4 protein-coding genes are annotated in these 2,752 nt (G+C 64.5%); 1 reads left to right on the forward strand and 3 read right to left on the reverse strand.

From position 1 onward, the window contains the following. The 3 genes from ENZ74_RS28025 to ENZ74_RS28035 form a co-directional block, all read right to left on the reverse strand. Window positions 1-740: alpha/beta hydrolase (locus ENZ74_RS28025; protein ID WP_127313156.1), on the reverse strand; the 740-nt coding region annotated here is incomplete at its 3' end. Further along, window positions 740-1,516, reverse strand: a complete 777-nt coding sequence (locus ENZ74_RS28030; protein ID WP_063168734.1) for an aspartate dehydrogenase — start codon at window positions 1,514-1,516, stop codon at window positions 740-742. The genes ENZ74_RS28030 and ENZ74_RS28025, both read right to left, overlap by 1 nt. A gap of 11 nt (window positions 1,517-1,527) precedes the next feature. After that, entirely contained in the window at window positions 1,528-2,064 is a 537-nt protein-coding gene (locus ENZ74_RS28035; protein WP_063168733.1) for a cupin domain-containing protein, read from the reverse strand. Between the two features lie 150 nt (window positions 2,065-2,214). On the opposite strand from ENZ74_RS28035, the gene ENZ74_RS28040 reads away from it, so the two are divergent. Beyond that, window positions 2,215-2,752: FAD-dependent oxidoreductase (locus ENZ74_RS28040; protein ID WP_206522342.1), on the forward strand; the 538-nt coding region annotated here is incomplete at its 3' end.

Here is a 2,752-nt window from a genome sequence, read left to right on the forward strand (position 1 = left end):
GCGAGGGGGTGAAAATGCGCACCGGGAACTGAAACAAACCGGGCATCCGGTATTGCCGCAGCGATCGCCTCCGAAAGGGCTGGCGGTGTCAGGATATCGCCGGTGGCCGCAATCACTTGAACCGGGGTGTCGATGCGCGGCAGATCGGCAAGGCGATCATGGTCGAGCAGCATGCGCACGCGCGCAGCACTGACTGTCAGCGGCGCCAGGGTGTCAGGGGCGGCGGCGACGGCTGCGTCGAGTTCCCCGGCATGCGTTTCGAGGTAGGACGGTTCGTGGCAGAGCACATGGCCGAGGCGCTGATAGGTCTCGGCCAAGCCGGCCTCCAGCAGTTCGGCGCGAGCGCTGAAGAGCGTGCGGAAACGGCTGTCGGCTCGCGCCCAGGAACTGCTGATCGTATAGCTCAGGCCAAGTTCCGAATGATCGAGCGCCAGCACCTGCGCGATGGCGCCACCAGTGGAATGCCCGACAATATGGGCGGGACCGCCCGTCTGCGCCAGCAGGCCGGCAATGTCGCTGGCGATCAGGGGAATGGAATAGGGGCTTTCGGGGCGATCGCTGCGACCGGCGCCGCGATGGTCGGTGACGATGACGCGATGGTCGGCCTCGAGCAGGCGTACCACACCAGTCCAGAACCTTCCATCACCGCCGAGCCCGGAGATGAGGATGAGGCGTGGGCCGGCGCTGCCTGATGTCTCGTAGTGGATGCGGCAGCCATCGGCGGCGGTGAAGAAGGGCATCAGCTGAGGCCCTCCCTGTCGAGCAACTCGCCAAGCGCCGCGACGAGACTGAGCGCCGTGAGCATCGAGGTTTTCGGATTGTTGGGCGAGGGTGCGTTGACGAGGCGGAAGGAGGCGGTGCCGGCGGTGCTCTCGACCTCGATTTCATGCATGTTGCCGGCAGCTTTCGGATCGGCAACCACGCGCACTGTGACTTTGTCGATACCTGCAGCGAGCGCCACGGCGAAGGCGGCGTTGAGGTTTTTCGGATAGAGCTTTGCCGCTTGCGCCGGCGTGCCTTCGAAGAGGGATACCGCGTCGTGCTCGGCCGACAGGCCAAGAGTGGCAAGCTCGACTTCCCAAGCTGTCGGCGGCTTGCGCGAGGTGTAGCGCACCCGCGCCTCAGGAAGTGCGGCTATCGCCCTGAGATAGTCGAGACCGCCCAACGCGCCTGACGGCAGGACCAAGCGCGCGCCGCTATTGCGCGAAGCATCGGTCAGCCTCGCGGCAAGGATCGGATCGGCGAATGCACCGATCGAAGCGATGATGGTCGGGATGCCGGCTTCGAGAAGCGCGGGCACATAAGCGGCCACCGCCTCCTGGCTTGCCGCCTCCACCACCGCCCGGGGGCGCGGACCGATCAGCGCGTCAAGCTGCGTGACAGTGCTGACATTCGCCGGCAAGTCGCGGCGGGTACCTTCGCGCATCAGCGCCACCCAGCAAACCGAGTCCACTGGGAAAGCTGAGACGATCTCGCGCGCGATCGTGCCGAAGCCGATGAGGCCGAGCGTCACCATCCGAGGCTTCTTCAGGGATTCTGCCTCAGGGGATCGAACTTGTCGGCGAGGTCTGCCCCGAACACCGTCTTGCGCTCGATTTCCAGAACGTTTTCGGGGCGCGGGAAATTGGACGGCACACGGTCACCTGGCTTGCGCGGCTTGCCGATCAGGCGAAAGAAATCCTCGAGCCCGTTCGGCACGATCAACCAGATCCAGCGCAGGCGCGTGTCGCCGTCGTTGATGAACATGTGTCGGACATTCTTCGGCAGGAACACCACGCTGTCCGGTTCCAGCGGATATTCCTTGCCGTCGATGACGGCGCGGCCATGGCCTTCGATGACATAGACCGTCTCTTCGTTGCGGTCATGCGTGTGTTCGCGCACATAGCCGCCGGGCGCTACCGACTGCGTGCCCAGCGCGAAGGGGTGCTCCATGCCGACGATGTGCGGCGCGAGCGCCACGTCGATATGGCCGTTTGCGGGAACCGGCTGCCAGTAGCTTTCGCGCGTTTCGGTTCCGGAAACATGGATGCCAGAGGGCGCGGGTGGAAGGTTGGTGTCGTCCATGGCTCTGCCTGTCGAATGGAGCTGCGAAGGTCGTTCGGGCGCGTTGCTGACTTGGAGAGGGTACAGCGCAAAAAGTGTCGACACAATAGTAGACAGATTAAATTTCGTGCCTCTATATAGTGCTGTGTCGATGATGGCAGGGGAATGCCGATGGGCGAGTACGATGTTCTGGTGATCGGTTCGGGATCGGCGGCCTGCTCGGCAGCGCTGCGGGCCGCCAAGGGTGGCCTCAGGGTGCTCGTCATCGAAAAGAGCGAATGGTTGGGCGGCACCTCGGCCATGTCCGGTGCCGGGGTCTGGATACCCGCCAACCATGTCGCGGCCGAAGCCGGCATCGCCGACAGCCGCGAGGATGCGCTCGCCTATCTGCGTGCGGTCGCGCCCGAAGGATGGGAGCAGAAGGAAGATGCGCTCTGGGGCGCTTTCGCCAAGGCCGCGCCGGACATGCTGCACTTTCTGTCCGTCAACACGCCGCTCGATTTTCGCTTGATCAACGAGCCCGATCCCTTTGCCGAAGCGCCGGGCGGGAAACTCTATGGCCGCATGCTCTCGCCGAGGCCGCTCAGCCGCCGTCTCCTCGGCAAGTTTGCGCGGAGTCTGCGCCGCTCCACCTTGCCGCACAGCTTTACCTACCAGGAGATCGTCGACCGCGATCTCTATCACCATCCCATCCGCGCCGGGTTCAAGG

Source organism: Mesorhizobium sp. M7A.F.Ca.CA.002.15.2.1 (assembly GCF_003998715.1).
GTDB lineage: Bacteria > Pseudomonadota > Alphaproteobacteria > Rhizobiales > Rhizobiaceae > Mesorhizobium > Mesorhizobium ciceri.

Coding starts and splice junctions, on each gene's coding strand:
- ENZ74_RS28030 (WP_063168734.1), bottom strand. CDS start 1,516: ATGGTGACGCTCGGCCTCATCGGCTTCGGCACGATCGCGCGCGAGATC.
- ENZ74_RS28035 (WP_063168733.1), bottom strand. CDS start 2,064: ATGGACGACACCAACCTTCCACCCGCGCCCTCTGGCATCCATGTTTCC.